21 protein-coding genes are annotated in these 20,542 nt (G+C 70.7%); 17 read left to right on the forward strand and 4 right to left on the reverse strand.

Going from position 1 to position 20,542, the window contains the following annotated elements; all coding sequences use genetic code 11:
• Positions 1–3 precede the first annotated feature (3 nt).
• The 11 genes from B128_RS0105775 (at position 4) to B128_RS12860 (ending at position 11,353) form a co-directional block, all read left to right on the forward strand.
• Positions 4–1,278: a Glu/Leu/Phe/Val family dehydrogenase gene (locus B128_RS0105775; RefSeq protein WP_018111328.1), complete on the forward strand. Its 1,275-nt coding sequence runs from the start codon at positions 4–6 to the stop codon at positions 1,276–1,278.
• A gap of 60 nt (positions 1,279–1,338) precedes the next feature.
• Entirely contained in the window at positions 1,339–1,866 is a 528-nt protein-coding gene (locus tag B128_RS0105780; RefSeq protein ID WP_026175055.1) for a GNAT family N-acetyltransferase, read from the forward strand.
• Entirely contained in the window at positions 1,841–2,731 is an 891-nt protein-coding gene (locus B128_RS0105785; RefSeq protein ID WP_018111330.1) for a 2-hydroxyacid dehydrogenase, read from the forward strand. Before B128_RS0105780 ends, B128_RS0105785 begins: the two co-directional genes overlap by 26 nt.
• On the forward strand, positions 2,731–2,952 hold the full coding sequence (locus tag B128_RS0105790; protein ID WP_018111331.1) for a hypothetical protein: 222 nt from the start codon (positions 2,731–2,733) through the stop codon (positions 2,950–2,952). The genes B128_RS0105785 and B128_RS0105790 overlap by 1 nt, the downstream gene beginning before the upstream one ends.
• Positions 2,953–3,014: 62 nt before the next feature.
• Positions 3,015–4,037, forward strand: coding sequence for a 1,9-bis(guanidino)-5-aza-nonane synthase (locus B128_RS0105795; protein WP_018111332.1), 1,023 nt, complete (start codon positions 3,015–3,017; stop codon positions 4,035–4,037).
• A gap of 83 nt (positions 4,038–4,120) precedes the next feature.
• Positions 4,121–6,880, forward strand: a complete 2,760-nt coding sequence (locus B128_RS0105800; RefSeq protein ID WP_018111333.1) for a tetratricopeptide repeat protein — start codon at positions 4,121–4,123, stop codon at positions 6,878–6,880.
• Between the two features lie 5 nt (positions 6,881–6,885).
• Positions 6,886–7,704 carry a menaquinone biosynthesis family protein gene (locus B128_RS0105805; RefSeq protein ID WP_018111334.1) on the forward strand — a complete coding sequence of 273 codons (819 nt, stop codon included), beginning with the start codon at positions 6,886–6,888 and terminating at the stop codon, positions 7,702–7,704.
• Between the two features lie 9 nt (positions 7,705–7,713).
• Positions 7,714–8,337: a Crp/Fnr family transcriptional regulator gene (locus tag B128_RS0105810; protein ID WP_018111335.1), complete on the forward strand. Its 624-nt coding sequence runs from the start codon at positions 7,714–7,716 to the stop codon at positions 8,335–8,337.
• 10 nt (positions 8,338–8,347) lie between these two features.
• Positions 8,348–9,802, forward strand: coding sequence for a bacillithiol biosynthesis cysteine-adding enzyme BshC (gene bshC / locus B128_RS0105815; RefSeq protein WP_018111336.1), 1,455 nt, complete (start codon positions 8,348–8,350; stop codon positions 9,800–9,802).
• 28 nt (positions 9,803–9,830) lie between these two features.
• Positions 9,831–10,907 carry a SpoIID/LytB domain-containing protein gene (locus tag B128_RS12265; protein ID WP_018111337.1) on the forward strand — a complete coding sequence of 359 codons (1,077 nt, stop codon included), beginning with the start codon at positions 9,831–9,833 and terminating at the stop codon, positions 10,905–10,907.
• Positions 10,907–11,353, forward strand: a complete 447-nt coding sequence (locus B128_RS12860) for a methylated-DNA--[protein]-cysteine S-methyltransferase (RefSeq protein WP_018111338.1) — start codon at positions 10,907–10,909, stop codon at positions 11,351–11,353. Before B128_RS12265 ends, B128_RS12860 begins: the two co-directional genes overlap by 1 nt.
• Here the strand turns inward: B128_RS12860 and B128_RS0105830 are convergent.
• Positions 11,350–12,777, reverse strand: coding sequence for an alpha-amylase family glycosyl hydrolase (locus tag B128_RS0105830; RefSeq protein ID WP_018111339.1), 1,428 nt, complete (start codon positions 12,775–12,777; stop codon positions 11,350–11,352). The two genes, B128_RS12860 and B128_RS0105830, sit on opposite strands and share 4 nt — an antisense overlap.
• Before the next feature lie 92 nt (positions 12,778–12,869).
• Between B128_RS0105830 and gmk the strand changes: the two genes are divergently transcribed.
• From gmk to B128_RS0105855, 5 genes are all read left to right on the forward strand, one after another.
• Positions 12,870–13,532: a guanylate kinase gene (gene gmk / locus B128_RS0105835; RefSeq protein WP_018111340.1), complete on the forward strand. Its 663-nt coding sequence runs from the start codon at positions 12,870–12,872 to the stop codon at positions 13,530–13,532.
• Positions 13,513–13,815, forward strand: coding sequence for a DNA-directed RNA polymerase subunit omega (gene rpoZ, locus B128_RS0105840; protein ID WP_018111341.1), 303 nt, complete (start codon positions 13,513–13,515; stop codon positions 13,813–13,815). The genes gmk and rpoZ overlap by 20 nt, the downstream gene beginning before the upstream one ends.
• A complete protein-coding gene (coaBC, locus tag B128_RS0105845; RefSeq protein ID WP_018111342.1) occupies positions 13,816–15,006 on the forward strand; it encodes a bifunctional phosphopantothenoylcysteine decarboxylase/phosphopantothenate--cysteine ligase CoaBC in 1,191 nt (396 codons plus the stop codon).
• 8 nt (positions 15,007–15,014) lie between these two features.
• Complete coding sequence (argR, locus tag B128_RS0105850; protein WP_018111343.1) at positions 15,015–15,500, forward strand: arginine repressor; 486 nt, start codon at positions 15,015–15,017, stop codon at positions 15,498–15,500.
• A 63-nt stretch (positions 15,501–15,563) separates the two neighbouring features.
• Positions 15,564–16,175, forward strand: coding sequence for a MarC family protein (locus tag B128_RS0105855; protein ID WP_018111344.1), 612 nt, complete (start codon positions 15,564–15,566; stop codon positions 16,173–16,175).
• On the opposite strand, the gene B128_RS0105860 is transcribed toward B128_RS0105855, so the two are convergent.
• From B128_RS0105860 to glyA, 3 genes are read right to left on the reverse strand one after another with little or no spacing between them, the layout of a single operon-like run.
• On the reverse strand, positions 16,159–17,325 hold the full coding sequence (locus B128_RS0105860; protein ID WP_018111345.1) for a GGDEF domain-containing protein: 1,167 nt from the start codon (positions 17,323–17,325) through the stop codon (positions 16,159–16,161). The genes B128_RS0105855 and B128_RS0105860 overlap by 17 nt on opposite strands.
• Positions 17,325–18,881 carry a DNA repair protein RecN gene (locus B128_RS0105865; RefSeq protein ID WP_018111346.1) on the reverse strand — a complete coding sequence of 519 codons (1,557 nt, stop codon included), beginning with the start codon at positions 18,879–18,881 and terminating at the stop codon, positions 17,325–17,327. The genes B128_RS0105860 and B128_RS0105865 overlap by 1 nt, the downstream gene beginning before the upstream one ends.
• A 27-nt stretch (positions 18,882–18,908) precedes the next feature.
• Positions 18,909–20,132 (reverse strand): serine hydroxymethyltransferase, encoded by a 1,224-nt coding sequence (gene glyA, locus B128_RS0105870; RefSeq protein ID WP_018111347.1) that lies wholly within the window; start codon positions 20,130–20,132, stop codon positions 18,909–18,911.
• Between the two features lie 112 nt (positions 20,133–20,244).
• Here glyA and B128_RS0105875 point away from each other — a divergent pair, with 112 nt between their 5' ends.
• On the forward strand, positions 20,245–20,520 hold the full coding sequence (locus tag B128_RS0105875; protein ID WP_018111348.1) for a hypothetical protein: 276 nt from the start codon (positions 20,245–20,247) through the stop codon (positions 20,518–20,520).
• Positions 20,521–20,542 lie beyond the last annotated feature (22 nt).

A 20,542-nucleotide genomic window follows, 5' to 3' on the forward strand; every position in this document is an offset into this window, starting at 1 on the left:
CGTATGAAGAGCGAACCCCTTTCCTACCTGGGCAAGGATGGCGGCCCCTGGGAGATCTTCACCGAGCAGGTGGACCGGGTCGTGCCCTACCTGGGGCGGTACGCCCCCCTGGCGGAGAGCCTCAAGCGGCCCAAGCGGGTCCTGATCGTGGACGTGCCCATCCACCTGGACGACGGCACCGTGGCCCACTTTGAGGGCTACCGGGTCCACCACAACACCGCTCGGGGCCCGGCCAAGGGAGGGGTGCGGTACCACCCCGACGTGACCCTTTCCGAGGTCATGGCCCTGGCCGCTTGGATGACCATCAAGAACGCCGCCGTGGGCCTGCCCTACGGCGGGGGCAAGGGTGGGATCCGGGTGGACCCCAAAAAGCTTTCCCTGCGGGAGCTGGAAAGGCTTACCCGCCGCTATACCTCGGAGGTGGGCATCCTCCTGGGGCCGGACCGGGACATCCCCGCGCCCGATGTGAACACCGGCGAGCGGGAGATGGCCTGGATGATGGACACCTTCTCCATGAACGTGGGCCGCACCGTGCCCGGGGTGGTGACGGGCAAGCCCATCAGCCTGGGGGGGTCCCTGGGGCGGCGTGACGCCACCGGGCGGGGGGTGTTCGTGACCGCGGCGGCGGCGGCGGCCAAGATCGGCCTCCCCATTGAGGGAAGCCGGGTGGTGCTCCAGGGGTTCGGCAACGTGGGCAACGCCGCCGCCCGCATCTTCCACGACCATGGGGCCCGCATCATCGCCGTGCAGGACCACACGGGCACCATCTACCACGAGGGGGGCATTGACCCCTACGACCTGGGGCGGCACGTGGCCGAGTTCGGGGGGGTACGGGGCTACCCCAAGGCCGAGCCCCTGCCCGCCTCGGAGTTCTGGGCCCTGCCCACGGAGTTCCTCATCCCCGCCGCCTTGGAGAAGCAGATCACCGAGGCCAATGCCTGGCGCATCCAGGCCAGGATCATCGCCGAGGGGGCCAACGGCCCCACCACCCCGGCCGCGGACGACATCCTGCAGGAGAAGGGGGTCCTGGTGGTGCCGGACGTGATCGCCAACGCCGGCGGGGTGACCGTGAGCTACTTTGAATGGGTCCAGGACTTCAACTCCTACTTCTGGACGGAGGAGGAGATCAACCAGCGGCTGGAGAGGGTCCTGCGGAACGCCTTTGAGGCGGTGTGGCAGGTGAGCCAGGAGAAGAAGATCCCCCTGCGCACCGCCGCCTACGTGGTGGCCGCCACCCGGGTCCTCGAGGCCCGGGCCCTGCGGGGCCTCTACCCCTGAGGCCGGGGGGCTCCGGGGGAGGCCCTGAGGCTTCCCCCGGGGTTTTGTTAGGCTATGGCCGTGGACTGGCCCCGCTACGGCCGCGTCACCCTGAAGCCCTTCAGCGCGGGGCTCACCGAGGCGGAGTGGAAAGGGCTCTACGAGACCTTCCGCGACCCCGAGGTGGCCGAATGGAACGGGTCCAGTCCCCTGCGCTCCCCCTTCTGGCTTTTCAAGCGCTTCGTCCAGGCCGAGACCCGGCGCAAGGACCGCCTGGCCTTCGCCATTCTGGATGAGGCAGGGGAGTACCTGGGCACGGTGGAGCTGTACGACCTTACCCCCGAGGAGGGCACCCTGGGCATCCTCATCGGCCGCAAGGACCGCTGGGGCCAGGGCTACGGCACCGAGGCGGTGCGGGCCCTCCTCACCTACGCCTTCGGCCCCCTGGGCCTCAAGCGGGTCCGGCTCCGCACCTTCGCCCACAACCTGCGGGCCCGCCGGGCCTTCCAGAAGGCGGGCTTCCGCGAGGTGGGCCTGGGCCCGGGCCCGGGGGGGCGGGAGGACGTGTACATGGAGGTGCGCCGTGAGGATTTTGGCCCCGAGGCTTAGGCCGGAGGTCTTTGCCCTCCTCCCCCAGGGGGTGGAGGTGCGCCACCTGGACGAGCCCTGGCCCAAGGCCGCGGACTTCTTCCTTCCGCCCTTTGGCCAGGAGGAGGTGGTGCGGCAGGTCCTGGCCCAGGTGGAGGTGAGGGTGGTCCAGACCCTCTCCGCGGGGGTGGACTGGATCCTGCCCCTTGTGCCCCAGGGGGTGGTCCTCTGCGATGGTTCGGGGATCCACGATGTGCCCGTGGCCGAGTGGGTGGTGGCCCTGCTCCTGGCCCTCCTCAAGGACCTGCCCGGCTTCTGGCAGGCCCAGGGCCAAGGGCGCTGGGCTCCCCGGCAGCTTGCCGACCTCGAGGGCAAGACCATCCTCCTCCTGGGCTACGGCTCCATCGGTAAGGCGGTGGAGGAAAGGCTCAGGCCCTTCGGCGTGGAGCTCCTGCCCGTGGCCCGGCGCCCCCGCCCCGGGGTCTACACCCCCCAGGACCTCCCCCACCTTCTGCCCCGGGCGGACGCCGTGGTCCTCCTCCTGCCCCTCACCCCGGAGACCCGGGGGGTGGTGAACCGGGAGTTCCTGGCCCAGATGAGGCCCGGGGCCCTGCTCCTCAACGCCGGCCGGGGGGCCCTGGTGGAGACCGAGGCCCTCCTGGAGGCCCTGGAGGCGGGCCGGGTGCGCGCCGCCTTGGACGTGACCGACCCCGAACCCCTGCCCCCCGACCATCCCCTCTGGCGGGCCCCGGGGGTGGTGATCACCCCCCACGTGGCCGGCTTCTCCCAGGGCTTCGTCCAGCGGGCGGCCCGCTTCCTGGCCGAGCAGGTGGGGCGCTACCTCAGGGGAGAGCCCCTTTTGAACGTGGTCCAGGAGGGGTACTGATGGAGGTGCGCCTGCACGGGGACCTGCGCCGCTACGGGGAGCGGCTTGAGGTGGAGGCCAAAACCCCCAAGGAGGCCCTCCTGCGCCTGGGCATACCCCTGGAGGAGGTCTGGCTCCTGGCCGTGGGGGAGCGGGTGGTGGAGCTGGAGGAGGAGGTGGAGGGTCCTTTGGAGGTCTTCCCCCCCATCGCCGGGGGTGGTATACTTGAAGTCCTGCCGTAAGGGGCAGGGGGCGCAGGAAGGGGGGAGTCGCCCGACGCCCACCCCGCGTAGAAAGGAGAAGCATGCAGAAGAAAGACCTCCTCTCTACGCCCGTGGTCCCCATAGACATCAAGGCCTTTGACGCCGGACCCATCCTGGAGGCCATGGGCAAGACGGCCTTCCAGGCCCGGAACCTCCACCGGGCGGCGGAGATCTACCTGCGGATGCTGGAGGACGACGCCGCCGTCATCCTCACCCTGGCGGGGAGCCTGGTCTCCGCCGGCCAGGGCCTCATCGTCCACGACCTCATCCGCAAGGGGCTGGTGGACGCCATCGTGGCCACGGGGGCCAACATCGTGGACCAGGACTTCTTTGAGGCCCTGGGCCACCGCCACTACCAGGGGGACCCCAAGGCCGACGACGAGACCCTGAGGCGCCTCTGGATTGACCGCATTTACGACACCTACATTGACGAGGAGGAGCTCCGCCACACCGACTACACCATCGCCGAGATCGCCGACGGCCTGGAGCCCCGCCCCTACTCCAGCCGGGAGTTCATCTGGCACATGGGCCGCTACCTGGCCCAAAGGGGCCTGGGGGAGAAGAGCATCGTGCGGGCCGCCTACGAGGAGGGGGTGCCCATCTTCGTCCCCGCCTTCTCCGACTCCTCCGCGGGCTTCGGCCTGGTCTACCACCAGGTGAAAAACCCGAAGGCCCACGTGACCATTGACTCCGTGGCCGACTTCCGTGAGCTCACGGAGATCAAGCTCAAAGCCGGCACCACCGGCCTGGTCATGCTGGGGGGCGGGGTGCCCAAGAACTTCGCCCAGGACATCGTGGTGGCCGCGGAGGTCCTGGGCCACCAGGTGGAGATGCACAAGTACGCCATCCAGATCACCGTGGCCGATGAGCGCGACGGGGGGCTTTCCGGCTCCACCCTCTCCGAGGCGCAGAGCTGGGGCAAGGTGGACGCGGCCCTCTCCCAGATGGTCTTCGCCGAGGCCACCCTGGCCTTCCCCCTCCTGGCCTCCTACGTGTGGCACCGGGCCCCTGCCCGGGCCAAGCGGCGCTACGCCGACCTCTTCCAGGCCGAGGCGGTGCGCTAAACCCCCCATCGTGCCCCCCGGGCCCTGAGCCCGGGGGGTATCGTCTGGACCAGTACCCCCCTCTTTTGGTACACTCCCGGCAAATGCCCGACGAGCTAAAGCTGTACCTGAAGGAGCGGTTTGGGGTCTTGGGGCCGGTCTCCCCGGGCCGCTTTGAGGCGGAGCTGGCCAAACGGGTGGGAAGCCCTGCCAAACGGGAGCCCCTCCTCCGGGCCTGGCGGGCCTACCTGGGGGGCGGGGGGCAGGAGGCGGTGCGAAGTTTTTACCGGGAGGTGCTCCGGGTGCCCAGGGGAGAGGCCCTGGTCTACGGCATGCACCTGCCCTTTCTGGAGTTCTACGCCCGGGAGGTGCCTCCCCGGGTGGAGGGGCGGGTCCTGGAGGTGGGGGCCTTCACCGGGGCCCTGGTGGGCTATCTGCAGCGCAAGCGCCCCGAGCTCTCCTGGCACGCCCTGGACGGGGTGGCCGAGGCGGTGGAGGTGGGGCGGCGGCGGGTGCCCGAGGTCACCTGGCACCTGGGCTGGGCCGAGGAGGTGGAGCTTCCTCCCTTTGACACCCTTTTGCTCCTTTCCGTGTTCCCCGAGGGGAGGGTGGACCAGGGGATGGAAAGCCGCCTCGAGGCCGAGGCCTTCTGGAAGCGCTTCGCCTTTTTTGAGCGCCTCCCCCTCTTGGCCAGGCTCCTGCGGCCCGGGGGGCTTCTCGTTTACGGCCACGGCCCCTTCCTGGGCAAGAGCCCCGAAGGGGTGGAGGAGGGCCTGGTGCGCCTGGGCTTCACTCAGGTGGAGCGGGTGGGGGAGGGGGAGTACTTCCTCGTCCTGGGGCGGCGGCCTGAGGTGCTGGAGGCCACGGCCTGGGAGGAGGCCGAGTTCCCGGAGGAGGAAACGCCCCTTCCCGTGCTGGTCCAGGGGGCTGACCTTACCGAGGTGCGGGCCCTTCTGGAGGCGGGACGCTACGCCGAGGTGCTGGCCCGCCTGCCCGAGGCGGCTTCGGGGGAGGCCGCCTACCTCCGGGGGCGGGCCCTTTTCGCCCTCTCCCGCCACGCGGAGGCCGAGGAGGCCCTGCGGGCGGCCATGAGCGAGGAGGCGGAGGACCTGCGGGCCCTGGTCCTGGTGGAGCTCGGGGAGTACGAGCGGGCCAAGGCCCGCCTCGAGGCCCTGGCGGGACGGGGCGGGCGGTACCGGCTCTACCTGGGCCGGGTCTACCTGGCCCAGGGGCGCTACGCGGACGCCCTGCGCCAGTTCGTGGAGTCGGGGCTTCCCGAGGCTGAGGGGTACGTGCGGGAGGCCCTGGAGCGCATCACCGAGCGCATGCGCCGCTTCGCCAAGGAGGGGGAGTGGGCCGAGGTGAGCCGCCGGGCGGAGTTCGTGGAGGACCTGGCCCCGGGCCTCCTCACCCGGGAGATGCTCCGCCTGGGGCTCAAGGCCGCCCTCCTCCAGGGGCTTTTTGCCCGGGCGGAGCGCTACGCCCGCAGGCTTGCCGACCTGGACGAGGCGGAGGGCTTTTTGGGCCTGGCCCTGGCCGCCTTAAGGGTGCGTTCCCCCCTGGACCTCCGGGGGCAGGAGGACCTCAAGCCCCTGGAGCCCTACCTCACCGAGGCCCTGGCCCGGGCGGAGATCCCCGAGGCCCTCCTCCTCCTGGGCATGTTGCGGCGGGGAGAGGGGCGGTTTCGCGAGGCCCTCTACCTCCTGGAGCGGGCGGCGCGGCACGGGGAAGGGGAGGTGGCGGGCCTGGCCTTCCACCACCTGGCGGAGGTGAAGCGGGCCCTGAGGCGTCCCTTACGGGAGGTCCTGGGGGACCACAAGCGGGCCCACGCCCTCAGGGCCTACCCGGCCCCCTACCTCTTCCGCCTGGCCCAGGAGGCCCTCAAGGGGGGCGAGGAGGTGCTGGCCCGGGAGCTCCTCTCCCGGGCCCGGGACGCGGGGCTTCAGGAGGTGGCGGAGGAGGACCTTTTGGGGCTTCTGGCCCTGTTGGAGAGGCTGGAGGGGCCCTGGGCGGCCTTTAGCGTCCTCTACCAGGCCCTGGGCCACACCCCCGGGCCCCCCCTGGAGCTTTTGGCCCTGGCCTACCGGCTCTCCCGTTCCTTCCGGGAAAGCCCCGAGGCCCAGGCGGTGCGCGGCCAGTACCTGGCCGCCCTCCACGGGGCGGGGCGGAAGGAGGAGGCGGAAAGCCTCCTCCTGGAGGAACTTAAGGCCAACCCCCAGGCCCTGGAGGTCCTCTTTGACCTGGCGGAGCACTACGAGGCCCAGGGGAACTGGCGCCTGGCCGCCGAGTACTGGCAGAAGGCCCTGGAGGTGGCCCTCTACCGGGAAAAGGACCTGGAGCTGGCCCGGGAGGTGTTGCGCAACCTCCTCTTCCTCCGGCCCCACGACGAGAGCCTGGCCCTTTACCTGGAGGAGCTTAAGGCGGTGGGGCAGGGCCTCAGCGCCTTGGGCGAGGAGGTGCGGGCCCTGCCCGAGGCCCCCCAGGAGCTCCTGGAGGAGGCCCTGCCCCAGTTCCACGGGGAGCACCTCCTGGTGGTGGGGGGGCACACCCAGCTCCGCAGCCGCCTGGTGCCCTTCCTGGAGGCCCGGGGCCTTAGGGTGGACTGGTACGACGCCGACAGCGCCGGGGTGGGGAAGGAGGCCCTGAGGCGCATCCAGAACCGCCTGGAGAAGGCCCACGGCCTGATGATCGTCTCCAGCTACGTGGGCCACGACCTCTCCGAGCCGGTGCGCCTCGAGGCCGAGCGCCTGGGAGTCCCGGTCTACGTTATCCCCGGCCGCGCCCGGGGAGCCACGGGTTTCCTGCGGGCCCTGAAGCTCTTCGCCCCCGAGCTCTTCAAAAAGGCCCTCAAGGGGGTACAGTAGGCCCTATGGAGGCGCTTAAGCTGGGCTACTCCCCCTGCCCCAACGACACCTTCATCTTCTACGCCCTGGCCCACGGCCTGGTCCCCAGCCCCAGGCCGGTGGAGCCCGTGCTGGAGGACGTGGAGACCCTAAACCGCTGGGCCCTGGAGGGCCGGCTTCCCCTCACCAAGCTCTCCTACGCCGCCTACGGCCGGGTGCGGGACCGCTACGTGGCCCTGAGGAGCGGGGGGGCCCTGGGCCGGGGGGTGGGACCCTTGGTGGTGGCCCGGCGCCCCCTGCGGAGCCTGGAGGGGGTGCGGGTGGCCATCCCCGGGCAGAACACCACGGCCTACCTCCTCCTTTCCCTCTACGCCACGGGCTTCCACCCCCTGGAGGTGCGCTACGACCAGATCCTGCCCCTGGTGGCCGCAGGGGAGGTGGAGGCGGGCCTCATCATCCACGAAAGCCGCTTCACCTACCCCCAGTACGGCCTGGAAAAGGTGGTGGACCTGGGGGCGTGGTGGGAGGAGGCCACGGGGCTTCCCCTGCCCCTGGGGGCCATCCTGGCCCGGCGGGACCTGGGGGAGGGGCTCATCCGGGCCCTGGACGAGGCGGTGCGGCGGAGCCTGGAATACGCCCAGGCCCATCCCCAAAAGACCCTGCCCTACCTGAAGGCCCACGCCCAGGAGCTCTCCGAGGAGGTCATCTGGGCCCACGTGCGCACCTACGTGAACGCGTTCAGCCTCGAGGTGGGGGAGGAGGGGGAGAGGGCCGTGCGGCGGCTTTTCGCCGAGGCCGAGGCCCGGGGGCTCCTTCCCCCCTCCGCCGAGCCCCTCTTTTTGTAGACTCAGGGCATGTTCCAGGAGCTTCCCCTCGAGGCCCGGCGGGAGGCGGCCCGAGTCTTCCAGCCCCTCCGGGTGCGGCGGGGGGCCGTCCTCTACGCCTTGGGGGACCGGGTGGAGGGGGTCTACCTGGTGCGGGAGGGCCTGGTTTGGCTGGAAGGCCCCCGGTCCCCCGCCGGGGAGCCTGCCACCTTGGGGGTGGTGGGCCCCGGGGAGCTTCTGGGGGAGGAGGCCCTGGTGGGGGAGGGGAGGCGCACCCACGGGGCCACGGCCCTCACCTACGCCGAGCTCCTCTTCGCCCCCACGGAGGCCCTTGCCCCCCTGCGGGAGTTTCCCCAGGTGGAGCGCTTCCTCCTCGGCGCCCTCTACGCCCGGCTCAAGGCGGTGGAGGAGCGGCTTTGGGAGGTGCGCCACCTCTCCGTGGCCCAGCGCCTGGCCCGCCTCCTCCTGCGGCTTGCCGCGGCGGGGGAGGTGGCCTTTTCCCACCAGGACCTGGCCCACATGGTGGGGGCCACCCGGGAGACGGTGACCAAGCTCCTGGGGGAGTGGGCCCTCCTGGGGGTGGTGGACCTGGGGTACCGCCGGGTGGAGATCCGCGACCGGGAGGCCCTTGCCCGGCTGGCGGAAGCGCTTTAGGCTTTGAAGCATGGAAACCCTCCTCCTGGCCCAGCTCCTGGGCCTGCCCCAGGGGGAAGCGGCCTTAAGGGAACGCCTGGGCCGGGCGGGGCATCCTGGCCTTCTGCCGGCCCTCTCCGCCTACCTCAGGCGCCTGGGGGCCCCGCAGGCCTCCCTGGCCGCCCTGGGGCGCCTGGCCCGGGGGGCGGTGGTCACGGGGCAGCAGGCGGGGCTTCTGGGAGGCCCTGCCCTCACCTTCTACAAGGCCCACACCGCCTTGGGCCTGGCGGAGGGGGTGGGGGCGGCCGGGGTCTTCTGGGTGGCCTCCCAGGACCACGACGTGGAAGAGGTGCGCCACCTCCACCTCCTGGAGGAGGAGGCGGTCCGCACCCTCTCCCTGCCCCTGCCCCCCCTTCCCGCCGGGCGCATCCCCCTGGCCCCTTACCGCGAGGCCCTGGGGGGCTTTCTGGGTCCCTGGGCCCGGGACTCGAGGGTGGCCTATGCCCTGGAAGGCGAGACCCTTTCCGAGTTCTTCGCCCGCCTGCTCCTGGCCTTCATGGGGGAGCGGGGCCTCCTGCCCTTTGACCCCATGGCCCCGGAGCTCGCCCCCCTTTTCCAGGAGGTGCTGGAGCGGGAGCTTTCTGACCCCCTGGCCAGCGCCCAGGCCATCAACCAGGAGGCCGAGCGCATCCAGGCCCTGGGGGGAAAGCCTCCCCTGAAGCGCAAGCCCGGGGCCACCAACCTCTTCCTGGAGACGGACGCCCGCCGGCTCCTCTTCTACCAGGAGGGAGCCTTCACCGACGGGGTAAGGCGGTATACCCGGAAGGAGCTTTTGGAGCTCCTGCGGGCCGATCCCACCCGCTTGACCCCGGCGGCGGGGCTGAGGCCGGTCTTCCAGGACTGGGTCCTCCCCACCGCCGGCTTCGTGGTGGGCCCCAACGAGTTTCGCTATGTGGCCGAGCTTTCCCAGGTCTACCGCCTCTACGGCCTGGAGGTGCCCGCCCTCTTCCTGCGCCTGCAGGGCGTGGTGCTGGAGCCCCCCACGGCCCGCATCTTGGGGAAGTACCGCCTGGAGCCCTGGGCCTTCCTGGAGCGGGGGGAGGCGGCCTTCCTGGACGCGGTGCGCCCCCTCCTCCAGGGCTACGGGGAGGTGGAGGCCGAGCTTTCCCGGCTTCTCGCGGAGGCCCAGGCCCTGGCTGAGAAGGCCCAGCGCCTAGACCCCACCCTGGAGCGGCCCTTCCGCCGCTTCCGCGCAAGGCTTCAGGGGGAGGGGGAGAGGCTTTTGCGCAAGCTCCTCCGTTCCCGCCTGGGCCAAGACGCCCTTCTCCTGCACCACCTAGAACGGCTTAAGCGCCACCTCCTTCCCCTGGGCCTGCCCCAGGAGCGGGTCTATCCCTTCGCCATGTACGCCCTGCGCCACCCCGAGGCCCTGGGGCGGCTGGCGGAGGCGCCCTTTTTGGGCAGGGCCACCCTGGTCCTGGGATAGGTGGGGGTGTAGAGTGGGGCTTAGGGGTATGAAGCCGGGGGTTGGGATCCTCCTCGTTTTGGCGGCCTTGGTGGCCCTTCCGGGCCTGGGCCAGGAGAAGGACCTCTGGCTCCGGGTCCTCCTGGAGGAGGTGCCCCAGGGGCAGGAGGTGCGCCTTAAGCTCCCCTCGGGAGAGGTGCGGGCCTTTGGGGCCCCGGAAGGGGCGGTGGTGGAGGGACGCCTCCAGCCCTACTGGGACCTGGCCGTGCCCTACTTCACCTTCCAAGGGCGGGCCTACCGGGGTGGGGTGCGCCTTCTGGTCCAGGAGGGGCGGCTTCTTGTGGTGAACCTGGTCCTCCTGGAGGACTACCTCCTCGGGGTCCTGCCGGCGGAGATGCCCCAGGGATTCCCCCTCGAGGCCCTCAAGGCCCAGGCGGTGGTGGCCCGCACCTTCGCCATAAACCGCCTGAACCCCAAGGCCCCATATGACCTCTGCGCCAGCGAGCGCTGCCAGGTCTACCTGGGCTTTTCCGCGGAGACCCCAAGGCATAAGGAGGCGGTGGTGGCCACCCGCGGCCAGGTGCTGAGCTACGGGGGAAAGGCCATCTCCGCCCTCTACCACGCGGACTCCGGGGGCATGACCGCGGGGAGCGAGGAGGTATTCCAAAGGCCCCTGCCCTACCTGCGCCCCCGCCCCGACCCCTACGCCCAGGGGCCCAGGAGCGCCTGGCGCCTTCCCGTGCGCCGGGAGGTGGCCGAGCGCGCCCTGCGCGCCCTGGGCCAGACCCCGAGGGGGGAGGACCCCCCCGTGGTCCTGGAACGGAGCCCCTCGGGAAGGGCCTGGCGGGTGCGGCTTCTGGGGGCGGAGGTGCAGGGTCCCGAGGCCCAGCGCCTCCTGCGCCTCATGGGCCTGCCCTCGGCCCTGGCGGAGTTCCAGGGCTGGGAGGCGGTGGGCCGGGGGGCGGGGCACGGGGTGGGGCTTTCCCAGTGGGGGGCCAAGGGGATGGCCGAGGCGGGGTACGGCCACCGGGAGATCCTGGGCCACTACTTCCCCGGCACCTTTCTCTCCGACCTCCTCCTGGGATGGGTCGAGCCCCCTTCTCCCATGGCCTTCCGGGGGCCCTGATGCGCATTCCCACCCCCCTGGGCCCCCTCTGGCTGGAGGTCTCCTTCCGGGGGGTCAGGCGCTTGGAGCCGGCTTTGTTTCCTGAGGGCCCGGAGGCGGTAGGGCCTTTGGCGGAGGCGGTGCGCGAGGGGGTGCTGGCCTACTTTGCCGGCAAGCGCCCGGATTTTCTGGAGCTCCCCCTGGACTACACCGGCTTCTCCCCCGCCCGCGTGGCCCTCTACGAGAGGGTGCGCCGCATCCCCTATGGCCGCACCACCAGCTATGGGGCCCTGGCCCGGGAGCTCCTCCTCACCCCCCGGGCGGTGGGGGCGGCCCTGCGGGCCTCCCCCTTTTTCCTCCTCGTTCCCGCCCACCGGGTGATCCACGCCGATGGCCGGCTCGGGGGCTTCGCCGGGCAGGAGGGGCTCAAGGCCTGGCTCCTCCGTTTTGAGGGGGCCTGGGGCTAGACCTCCACCCAGACCGCCACGGAGAAGGGGGGGAGTTCCGGGCCGCAAAGCCGGCCCCCCGTGGGGGTGCAGAAAGCCCCCGAGAGGAGGTCCACCGCCTGGGCTCCCCGGGGCAGGGCCCCGTGCAGGGGGAAGTCCTGGCGGAAGGGATGGGGGCTGGCGTTCACCACCACCAGGTAAGGCCCCCGGGTGAAGGCCAGGTGGCCGTCCGAGGCGTAGATGCGCCGGTAGGGGGCGGTGCGTAGCTCGGGGTGCTCCCGCCGGAGGCGGGCCAGGCGTTTTACCGTTTCCCGAAGTTCTTGCCGCCAGCGTCCCTCCTCCCAGACCATGCCCCCCCGGTTCTCCGGGTCGTGGCCCCCCTCCATGCCCACCTCCTCCCCGTAGTACACCGTGGGGTTGCCCGGGAGGAGGAAGAGGAGGGCCAGGGCCAGCCGGGCCCGTTCCAGACTTCCCCGCAGGAGGGTGAGGAGGCGGGGGGTGTCGTGGGAGGTGAGGAGGTTCATCTGGGCCCGCACCGCCTCGGGGCGGTAGCGGCCGAAGAGCCCCTCGAGGCGGTGGCTGAAGGCCAGGGCCTGGAGAGACTCTATCCTCCCTAGGCCGCTCCGCCCCGCCAGGTCCCGGTCCAGGGCCTCCCCGCCCACGAAGCCCAGGATGGCCCGGGAGAGGGGGTAGTTCATGGTGGCGTCAAACATGTCCCCCTGGAGCCAGGCATCGGCCTCCTCCCAGATCTCCCCCACGATGTAGGCCTCGGGGTTGGCCCCCTTCACCCGGCGGCGGAAGGCCCGCCAGAACTCAGGGTCGGGGATCTCGTTGGGAACGTCCAGCCGCCAGCCGTCGGCCCCGAAGCGGATCCAGTGCTCCGCCACCTCCAGGAGGTATTCCCGCACCGCCGGGGTCTCCACCCGCAGCTTGGGGAGCTCGGGGTTGCCCCACCAGGCCTCGTAGTTGGCCGGCCCCCCGTAGGCGTTCAGGGGAAAGCCCCGCACGTGGTACCAGTCCCGGTAGGGGCTTTGCGGGCCGTTTTCCAGGAGGTGCTGAAAGGCGAAGAACCCCCGTCCCGTGTGGTTGAAGACCCCGTCCAGGATCACCCGCATGCCGTGGGCATGGGCCACCTCCAGGAGGTGGCGCAAGGCGGCGTTGCCCCCCAGGAGGGGGTCCACCTGGAAGTAGTCCACGGTGTGGTAGCGGTGGTTGGCCGTGGAGGCGAAGATGGGGTTCAGGTAAAGGGCCTCCACCCCCAGGTCCTTGAGGTAGGGGATCTTCTCCGCCACTCCCCAGAGCGTCCCCCCCTTGAACCCCCTCAGGGAAGGGGGGGCTTCCCAGGGCTCCAGGGGCCCCGCGGGGGCGGGCTTGCCCGGGGGGCCAGCGCGGAAAAAGCGGTCGGGAAAGATCTGATAGAAGAAGGCGCCCTCGTACCAGGCCACGGGGCCAAGTGTACCACGGGCTAAGTGTGCCCAGATCACAAAAATCCTTGCCCCAATGGGGTGGCCTCTGGTATCCTCCCGGGGTGAAGGGTATGCGGGGCCGCCTCTTTGTCATGACCGGGGCCAGCGGGGTGGGCAAGGGCACGGTGCGGGCCAAGGTGCTGGAGCGCACCCGCCTCTTCTACTCCATCTCCATGACCACCCGTGCCCCCCGGCCGGGGGAGCGGGATGGGGTGGACTACTACTTCGTGGACCGCCCCACCTTTGAGGCCCTCCTGCAAGAGGACGGCTTTCTGGAGCACGCGGAGTACGTGGGCCACCTCTACGGCACCCCCCGGGCCCCGGTGGAAAGGGCCCTGGCCCGGGGGGAGGACGTCCTGCTGGAGATAGAGGTCCAGGGGGCCTTGCAGGTGCGCGAGAGGGTGCCCGAGGCGGTCCTCATCTTCCTCCTGCCCCCTTCCCTTTCCGAGCTCAAGCGGCGCCTGGTCTACCGGGGCAAGGACAGCCCGGAGAAGATCCAAAAGCGCCTGGAGCAGGCGGAGTGGGAGATCCAAAACGCCCACCTCTTTGACTACGTGGTGGTGAACGACGTGCTGGAGGAGGCCGTGGCCGACTTCCTGGCCATCCTCACCGCGGAGCGCCGCCGCACCCCCAGGATGGCCCCGGCCCTGGAGCGGGCCCTGAGGCGCGACCCCGACCTGGAAGGCGAGCTGGACGAGATCTTGCGGAGGAACTATGGCGGAACCGGGCATTGACAAGCTCTTTGGCATGGTGGACTCCAAGTACCGGCTCACGGTGGTGGTGGCCAAGCGGGCCCAGCAACTCCTGCGCCACCGCTTCAAGAACACCGTGCTGGAGCCGGAGGAAAGGCCCAAGATGCGCACCCTCGAGGGCCTCTTTGACGACCCCAACGCCGTCACCTGGGCCATGAAGGAGGCCCTCACGGGCCGGCTGGTCTTCGGGGAGGGGCTGATCCCCGAGGACCGCCTCCAGAAGGAGATGGAGAGGCTCTACCCGGTGGGGGAAGAGGAGGCCTAGGTGGCCCGGGTCCTGGTGGGGGTGACGGGCGGGGTGGCCGCCATCAAGGTCCCCCACCTCCTGCGCCTCCTGCGGGGGGCAGGGCACGAGGTGCGGGTCCTGGCCACCCCGCGGGCCCTGGAGTTCGTCACCCCCCTCTCCCTGGCCGTGGCCGCCGGGAGTGAGGTGGCCACGGAGGAGGCCTGGTTCCGCCCTGAAGGAGGGGCCCTGCACATTGAATTGGCCCGCTGGGCCGAGGTGGTCCTGGTGGCCCCCGCCACTGCCGATGCCCTGGCCAAGGCCGCCTTGGGCCTGGCGGACGACCTCCTCTCCGCCACCCTCCTGGCCGGGGCCCGGCGGGTGGCCTGGGCCCCGGCCATGAACGAGGCCATGTGGCTGGCCCCCCAGACCCAGGCCCACGTGGAGCGCCTGAAGGCCCTGGGCCACGCGGTTTTCGGCCCCGGCTACGGCCCTTTAGCCGCGGTGGGGGAAGGGGAGGGGTGGGGGCGGATGCTGGAGCCCGAGGAGCTTTTGGAGCGCCTCAACGCCCTCCTGACCCCCAAGGACCTCGAGGGCCTAAGGCTTCTCGTCTCCGCCGGGCCCACCCGGGAGTACCTGGACCCGGTGCGCTTCCTCTCCAACCCTTCCTCGGGGCGGCAGGGCTACGCGGTGGCCGAGGCCGCTCGGGACCGGGGGGCGGAGGTGGTCCTGGTCTCCGGGCCCACCTGTCTCCCCGACCCCTGGGGGGTGGAGGTGGTGCGGGTGGAAAGCGCCCTGGAGATGCGCCAGGCCATCCTGGAGCGCTTTGCCTGGGCGGAGGCCGTGGTCATGGCCGCGGCGGTGGCCGACTACCGCCCCAAGGAGGTCCTGCGGGACAAGGAGCCCAAGGCGGCCGAGGCCAAGACCCTCCACCTGGTGCCCAACCCCGACATCCTCAAAGAGCTTGGGGAGCAGAAGGGGAACAAGGTCCTGGTGGGCTTTGCCATGGAGACCCAAGAAGGCCTGGAGCGGGCTAAGGGTAAACTCCAGCGCAAGAACCTGGACCTCATCGTCCTCAACTGGGTGAGCCGGGAGGGGGTGGGCTTTGGCAGCCCCGAGAACGAGGTGGTCCTCCTCCTCCGGGACGGGCAGGTGCTGGCGCTTCCCCGCATGGCGAAGCGTCAGGTGGCGGACCGTATACTGGACTTCGTAAGAACGTTCTGGAAAGCTTAGGGGTGTTTATGCGGAGCAAAGCGGAACGGCACCGCGCCATTCAGGAGATCGTGAGCCGGGAGGAGATCGCCACCCAGAAGGAGCTGGTGGAGCGCCTGAGGCAGCTTGGCTTTGACGTGACCCAGGCTACGGTGAGCCGGGACATCGCTGAGCTGCGCCTGGCCCGGGTCTCCCTGGGCAAGGGGCGGCACAAGTACGCCCTGCCCTCCTTGGAGCTTCCCGAGGACCTCCACGAGGAGCTCAGGCGCCAGTTCGGCCTCTTCGTGAAGGACGTGGACCGGGGGGGCAACATCCTGGTGGTGAAGACCGCCGAGGGGCACGCCTCGGGCATCGCCCTCCTCCTGGACCGCCTGCGCCGGGACGAGATCGTGGGCACCCTGGCGGGGGAGGACACCATCTTGGTGGTGGCCCGCAGCGAGGAGGAGGCCAAGGCCCTGGAGCAGGAGCTGGGGGAGCTCCTGTTGGTGGGCAGGGGCCTGAGGCAGGGGCCCTAGGCCTCCCGGCCCGGGCATCCCCTCGCCCGGGCCGACGGGCCTGGGGGGGCAAGGCGAGGTCCCGTGCTGGAGCTCTTTTTGAAGTCCTTCCTCACCCTCTTCGTGGTCATGGACCCCGTGGGGCTGGTGCCCGTCTTTTTGGCCTTGGCCGGCGACCGCCCCCCCAGGAAGCAGGCCCAGATCGCCAAGAAGGCGGTGCTGGTGGCGGGGGGGCTTCTGGCCTTTTTCTTCTTCTTCGGCCGGGCCCTGCTGGAACACCTGGGCATCACCCTCGAGGCCCTGCGCATCGCCGGGGGCATCCTCCTCTTCCGCATCGCCACGGAGATGGTCTTCGCCCACCACGAGCGGGAGACGGAGGAGGAGAAGGACGAGGCCCTGTCCCGGGCCGACATCTCCGTCTTCCCCCTGGCCATACCCCTGATTGCCGGCCCCGGGGCCCTGGCCAGCGTCCTCATCCTGGGGGGGGAGGCCCGGGGGGTGGCCCTGGGGTGGGCGGTGGTCCTCCTCACCGCCTTCTTGGTCCTCCTCCTGGCCTACTTCTTCCTGCGGGCGGCGGCCTCGGTGCGCCGGGTCTTGGGACGCACGGGGGTGAATGTGGTCACCCGGGTCCTCGGCCTTCTTCTGGCGGCCCTAGCGGTGCAGTACGTGGCCGATGGGGTCAAGGGCCTCCTTTAGCCCGGTACATGCGCCGGTCCGCCTCCTCCAGAAGGGCCTCCAGGCTTTCTCCCCGCACCTCCAGTCCCCCCGCGGCCACCCCGTAGGGGAGGTTCTCCCGCAGGCGGGCGATAAGGGTGGGGATCTCCCCCTCCTTGAGCCCCAGGTGCAGGCTCACGAACTCGTCCCCCCCGATGCGGAAGGCCAGGTCCCGCTGGCGGGAGAGGCGCAGGAGGGCCTGGGCCAGGCTCTTCAGGGCCCGGTCCCCAGCCGCGTGCCCCTCCTGGTCGTTGAGGGCTTTGAGGCCGTTGAGGTCCCAGTAGATGAGGGAAAGAGGCTCCCCCGTGGCCTTGGCCTGGGCCAAGAGCTCCGGGAAGAGGCTTTCTAGGGCGCGGCGGTTTAGGAGGCCCGTGAGGGGGTCGGTGCGGGCGGCCTCCTGCAGGGCCTGGCGCTCCTTCAGGGCCTTGAGGAGGAGGGCGGCTTCCAGGGCAAAGGCCTGGGCCAGCTCCAGGGAAAGGGGGGTGAAGGCCTCGGGGGAGGAGAAGCTGTCCAGGTTCATGGCTGCCAGGACCTCCCCCTCCAGCACGATGGGCAGGCCCAGGGTGGCCTGGATCTCCAGGAGGCGGCCGTGCTCAAAGAAGGCGGGTCTGGCCTCCACCGTGCTCAGGCTGGAGAGGTGGCGGATCTCCGCCCCCTTGAGCACCCGGGGACGGCCCTTGAGCCAGTTGTCCACCCCCAGGCCGTACCAGGCCAGTTCCTCCTCCAAGGAGGTGCGGGCCCCCAGGAGCCTCTCGCCGAAGCCCTCCTGGGCCACCAGGTAGAAGAAGGCCCCTTCCCGGAGGAGGATGCTCCCCGCCTCCGCCCCTGGCACCACCGCCACCGCTTGGCGGATGAGGTCCTGTAGCAGCCCCTCGGGCTCCTCGTGCTGGAGAAGCCCTTTGAGCACCAGGAGGAGGGCCTCGTAGGCCCGGGCGCGGATGCTGAGGTCCGTGACCTCCAGGAGGAGGAGGTAGGTGCCCTCGGGGGCCTGCAGGCGGGCCACCCGGTAGGTCTTCCCGGCAAACCGCAGTTCCTCCCCCTCGGGCAGGGGCAGGCCCTGGGCCAAGGGGTTAGGCAACACCTCCTCCCCCTGGAGGAGAAAGACCGGGTAGGGGGCCTCAAGCAGGTTCATCAGCGGGTCTCCAGGAGGAGGCGGGCGTGGGAGAGGGCAGCCTCGGTGTACTGGCCGGAGAGGAGGCGGGCCAGCTCCCGCACCCGGGCCTCCCCTTCCAGGGCCTCCACCCGCACCGCCTCCCCCTCCTTGACCACCCGCAGGTGGCGGTGGGCCCGGGCGGCGATCTGGGGCAGGTGGGTGACCACCAGGACCTGCCGGGTCTGGGCCAGGCGGGCCAGGCGCTCCGCCACCTTCCAGGCGGTCTCCCCCCCGAGGCCGGTGTCGATCTCGTCAAAGACCACGGTGGGGGCCTCGGCCCCCGTGAGGAGGGCCAGGGCCAGGGCCACCCGGGAGAGCTCCCCCCCGCTCAGGGCGGAAAGGGGGGCGGGGGGCAGGTGGGGGTTGGGGGCGAAGCGGAAGGCCACCTCCTCCAGGCCGAAGGGCCCAGGGTCGGGGAGGGGCTTCAGGTCCACCCGGAAGCGGGGGTGGGGGAAGCCAAGCTCGGCCAGCTCCCCCTCCATCCCCTCCCGGAGCCTTTGCGCTGCCTCCTGCCGGGCTTTGGAGAGGGCCTCCCCCGCTTCCAGAAGGGCGGCCTTGGCCTCCTCGAGGGCCCCTTCCAGCTCCCAAAGCCGCTCCTCTCCCCCTTCCAGGGCGGCGAGCTCCGCCCTAGCCCTCTCCCCGTAGGCCAGCACCGCCTCCAGGGTGGGGCCGTACTTGCGCTTTAGCCTTTCCAGGAGGGCCAGCCGGGCCTCCAGGGCCGAAAGGCGCTCCGGGTCCCCCTCCAGCCCCTCCAGGTAGTCCTCCAGCTCCCGGGCCACGGCCTGGGCCCCCTCCAGGGCCGCCTCCAGGTCCCGGGCCAGGGCCTGGAGAGCGGGGTCGTGCCGCCCTCCCGCCCTAAGCTCCCGCACCGCCCCCTGCAGCCGGTCCACCGCCCCCCCCTGGGCCAGGAGGGCGTAGGCCTTCCCGGCTCGCTCCCGCAGGGTCTCCAGGTGGCGTAGCCTCTCCGCCTCCCGTTCCAGCTCCTCGTCCTCCCCGGGGCGGGGGTGGACCTCGGCGATCTCCTTGAGCTGGAAGCGCAGGAGGTCCTCCCGCTCCCCCTTGGCCCGCAGGGCCTCCTCCAGGGCCCGCTTCTCCCCGAGGAGGGCCTGGTGGTGGGCGTAGGCCTCGGCGTAGGCGGCCAGGAGGGAGGGGGAGAGGAGGGCGTCCAGGAGCTCCCGTTGCCGCCTGGGGGAGAGGAGGGCCAAGGCGGTGTGCTGGGCGTGAAGGGAAAGCCACCTCTCCGCCTCCTCCTGGAGCTCCTTCAGGCTCACCACCTCCCCGTCCACCCGGGGGGTGGAACGCCCCCCCACCCGGCGGGAGAGGACCCGCTCCTGGAAGAAGGCCGTCACCAGGAGGCTATCCCCGAAGGGGCCGAGAAGCCCTTCCGCCTTCCCCCCGAGGAGCAGGGAAAGGGCATCCACCAGGAGGCTCTTGCCCGCCCCCGTCTCCCCGGTGAGGACGTTGAGGCCGGGGGAAAGCTCCAGGACGGCCTCGCGGATCACGGCCAGGTTCTGGACCTCGAGGCGCAGGAGCATCCTCACCCATTGTAGGGCAAAGGGGGGCTAGGGCATGGGGTGGGCCAGGGCTAGCCGCCGCACCTCCTCCCTGAGGGCCTCCGAAGGGCCTTCGGTGAGGGCCCGGTCCATGAGCTCGGCGATGAGGGGCATCTCCTCCGGGGTGAAGCCCCGGGTGGTGATGGCCGGGGTGCCCACCCGGATGCCCGAGGTGACCCGGGGAGGCTTGGGGTCAAAGGGGATGGCGTTCTTGTTCACCGTGATGCCCACCGCGTCCAGCCTCTCCTCGGCCTCCCTGCCCGTGAGGCCCTTAGGGCGCAGGTCCACCAGGAAGAGGTGGTTGTCCGTGCCCCCGGTGACGATGCGGTAGCCCCTTTGGGCCAGCTCTGCCGCCAGCCGCTTGGCGTTTTCCACCACCAGGCGGCTATACTCCTTGAACTCGGGCTGCAGGGCCTCAAAGAAGGCCACCGCCTTGCCGGCGATCACGTGCTCCAGGGGTCCTCCCTGGATGCCGGGGAAGATGAGCTTGTCTATTTTCTTCCCCAGCTCCAGGTCGTTGGAGAGGATGAGGCCGCCCCGGGGGCCCCGCAGGGTCTTGTGGGTGGTGCTGGTCACCACGTGGGCGTGGGGCAGGGGGTTGGGGTGGAGCCCCGCGGCCACCAGGCCGGCGAAGTGGGCCATGTCCACCACCAGGTAGGCCCCCACCTCCTCGGCGATCTCCCGGAAGGCCTGGAAGTCCCAGAACCGGGGGTAGGCGCTGGCGCCCGCCATGATCACCTTGGGCCGGTGCTCCCAGGCCAGGCGGCGCACCTCCTCCAGGTCTATGCGCTCGGTGTCCGGCCGCACCCCGTAGGAGACCACCTTGTAGAGCTTCCCGGAGAAGTTCACCTTGGCCCCGTGGGTGAGGTGGCCGCCGGCGGCCAGGTCCATGCCCATGAGGGTATCCCCCGGTTCCATGAGGGCCATGTACACCGCCATGTTGGCCTGGGAGCCGGAGTGGGGCTGGACGTTGGCCCAGGCGGCCCCGAAGAGCTCCTTAGCCCGCTCGATGGCCAGGCTTTCCACCTGGTCGATGATCTCGCATCCCCCGTAGTAGCGGGCACCCGGGTAGCCCTCCGCGTACTTGTTGGTGAGGACGCTTCCCACCGCCTCTCGCACCTGGGCGGAGACGAAGTTCTCGCTGGCGATGAGCTCCAGGCCTTCCCGCTGGCGCTTTTCCTCCAGGGCGATGAGCTGAAAAAGGGCCTCGTCTCTTAAGCTGGTCCTGACCATAGGCCGATTATAGGTCCTGAACCGGGGTGGGACTAGGTTCTTCCTGGATCCGATGCCTTATGGGTTGGCGGATGGACCCCGAGAAGGGCGATTCCCTTGGTAAGCTTGGGGCATGAAGGGAGGCGTTTTCCCGATTTTGAAGTGGGGGCTTCTTCTGACCCTGGCTATCCTGCTCCTGGCCATTATTCTCATCAACTTTACTTCTAGCCGTGACCTGCCCGAGCTGGTCCGGGTCCAGGTGGAGCGCTACGCCGTGTGCAGCTACTGGTTCTTCGGCTGGCACCTGGCTTCCACCGGCGCTTTCGCTTTTATCTTCCTGCTGGTGGGGTTTCTTCTGGGCCTTGGGTCGGGGTTTTTCCTGGGGCGTGGGGTGGCCTCAAAGGATTAACCCAGGCCCTGCCACGGTAGGG

Origin of the sequence: Thermus igniterrae ATCC 700962 (assembly GCF_000376265.1) — a bacterium.
Classification (GTDB): domain Bacteria; phylum Deinococcota; class Deinococci; order Deinococcales; family Thermaceae; genus Thermus; species Thermus igniterrae.

Bases quoted from the DNA above. Each gene is read 5' to 3' on its own strand.
- B128_RS0105775 (WP_018111328.1), top strand. From the start codon at position 4: ATGAAGAGCGAACCCCTTTCCTACCTGGGCAAGGATGGCGGCCCCTGG.
- B128_RS0105790 (WP_018111331.1), top strand. From the start codon at position 2,731: ATGGAGGTGCGCCTGCACGGGGACCTGCGCCGCTACGGGGAGCGGCTT.
- B128_RS0105795 (WP_018111332.1), top strand. From the start codon at position 3,015: ATGCAGAAGAAAGACCTCCTCTCTACGCCCGTGGTCCCCATAGACATC.
- B128_RS0105800 (WP_018111333.1), top strand. From the start codon at position 4,121: ATGCCCGACGAGCTAAAGCTGTACCTGAAGGAGCGGTTTGGGGTCTTG.
- B128_RS0105805 (WP_018111334.1), top strand. From the start codon at position 6,886: ATGGAGGCGCTTAAGCTGGGCTACTCCCCCTGCCCCAACGACACCTTC.
- B128_RS0105810 (WP_018111335.1), top strand. From the start codon at position 7,714: ATGTTCCAGGAGCTTCCCCTCGAGGCCCGGCGGGAGGCGGCCCGAGTC.
- bshC (WP_018111336.1), top strand. From the start codon at position 8,348: ATGGAAACCCTCCTCCTGGCCCAGCTCCTGGGCCTGCCCCAGGGGGAA.
- B128_RS12265 (WP_018111337.1), top strand. From the start codon at position 9,831: ATGAAGCCGGGGGTTGGGATCCTCCTCGTTTTGGCGGCCTTGGTGGCC.
- B128_RS12860 (WP_018111338.1), top strand. From the start codon at position 10,907: ATGCGCATTCCCACCCCCCTGGGCCCCCTCTGGCTGGAGGTCTCCTTC.
- gmk (WP_018111340.1), top strand. From the start codon at position 12,870: ATGCGGGGCCGCCTCTTTGTCATGACCGGGGCCAGCGGGGTGGGCAAG.
- rpoZ (WP_018111341.1), top strand. From the start codon at position 13,513: ATGGCGGAACCGGGCATTGACAAGCTCTTTGGCATGGTGGACTCCAAG.
- argR (WP_018111343.1), top strand. From the start codon at position 15,015: ATGCGGAGCAAAGCGGAACGGCACCGCGCCATTCAGGAGATCGTGAGC.
- B128_RS0105860 (WP_018111345.1), bottom strand. From the start codon at position 17,325: ATGAACCTGCTTGAGGCCCCCTACCCGGTCTTTCTCCTCCAGGGGGAG.
- B128_RS0105865 (WP_018111346.1), bottom strand. From the start codon at position 18,881: ATGCTCCTGCGCCTCGAGGTCCAGAACCTGGCCGTGATCCGCGAGGCC.
- glyA (WP_018111347.1), bottom strand. From the start codon at position 20,132: ATGGTCAGGACCAGCTTAAGAGACGAGGCCCTTTTTCAGCTCATCGCC.
- B128_RS0105875 (WP_018111348.1), top strand. From the start codon at position 20,245: ATGAAGGGAGGCGTTTTCCCGATTTTGAAGTGGGGGCTTCTTCTGACC.